The sequence below is a fragment of the Lactobacillus kimbladii genome, assembly GCF_000970755.1.
In the GTDB taxonomy this organism is placed as follows: Bacteria; Bacillota; Bacilli; order Lactobacillales; family Lactobacillaceae; genus Lactobacillus; species Lactobacillus kimbladii.
This window is the reverse complement of the sequence record NZ_KQ034013.1, coordinates 1-1,239: the sequence shown is the minus strand read 5'-3', so window position 1 is coordinate 1,239 and position 1,239 is coordinate 1. Positions and strand designations below refer to the sequence as shown.

The window sequence follows — 1,239 nt, the reverse complement described above, 5'->3', positions numbered from 1 at the left end:
AAAAATTGAAAAAATCACTGAAGATGCAATTAATAAGATAAAAGCACTTCAGGATAGTGAAAAAACAGACTTAGAAAATGCTATTAAGTATGCAAATGATGAGTTTGAGAAAAAATACAAAGAAGCTATTGCCAGACTAAAGAAGGAATTTAGTGATAGCGCTAAGACCACCGAAGTTGATAATGTATTTAATAAATATAAAGGAATTACTGGTAGTACGCTTGCAGAGGTTAACGCAAAAGAAATAGCAGCCGAGAGAGAATTGGCTAAAGGCGAGGTTCGTGATACCGCTACAAACGCAGAAGCAAGAGTTGATAATCTAAAACATAAGGATGGTACTGTATATACCGATAATGAAAAGAAAGCTTTAAAGAAACAGATTCAAAAAGATGTGCTTGAAGCAAACGGATCTAAAGATCAGTCGGGTACATTAGATAAACCTTCGGATACAGAAGGTATAGATACTGTCCGTAATGAAGCTGTTAACAAGATTATCAGTGAAGCGATTGCTGATAGTCAAGAGGGAGAAAAAGTTTTGCAGCATGATCCGGATGTATTGCTTGAGCGCCTTGCTAAAGCCCATAAGGCTGCAGTTGACAAATTACAAAAATTTGGTCCAAACATTAATCATGATCAGACTGATAAGAATTATGAAGAAGCAAAAAAGGCTCTTAATTCTAATCCGACGGATTTAGCAACTGAACTCGCTGGGGAAAAATTAATTGCTAATGGGGCTTTAACTGATGCTAAGACAGCTGCTGACAATATTGTAGACAGTAATACTGATTATAGCTCAACAGTTAAGGATAAGATAAAGCAGCAAATTCAAAAAGATTTTGATAAAGCAACTAATCGCATAAATGAAAGTCCAGCAGTAAGCGAACTCATTACCCAAAAACGTAATGATGGTATAGATCAACTATATCGTGATGCCATTGATACTAACGTGAATGTGACCAATGTTATTAATTCGGGTGGTGGCAGCGATCAAGTCACAAATATAACTAATATTAATCCTGATAACAATCAAAACAACCAAACTCCTAATATGCCGGAAAACAGCCAGGAACCAGCTAAGACAGTAAGAGTTGTTCTAAAACACAATGCATATCTTTATGATAATAATGGTCATCGTGCAAATGGAGTTACCTTAGGGATCGGTTCAATACTTGAAACGATTGGTACTGAAACAATCAATAATAGACAATATTATGTTTTGGTAGACCAGGGAGCAAACGG

The 1,239-nt window shown here is 35.9% G+C and carries 1 protein-coding gene; it reads left to right on the top strand.

The window, feature by feature from the left end; all coding sequences use genetic code 11:
* Positions 1-1,239, top strand: a 1,239-nt coding sequence (locus tag JF75_RS10630) for an SLAP domain-containing protein (RefSeq protein ID WP_046333022.1), incomplete at both ends; no start/stop codon positions are given.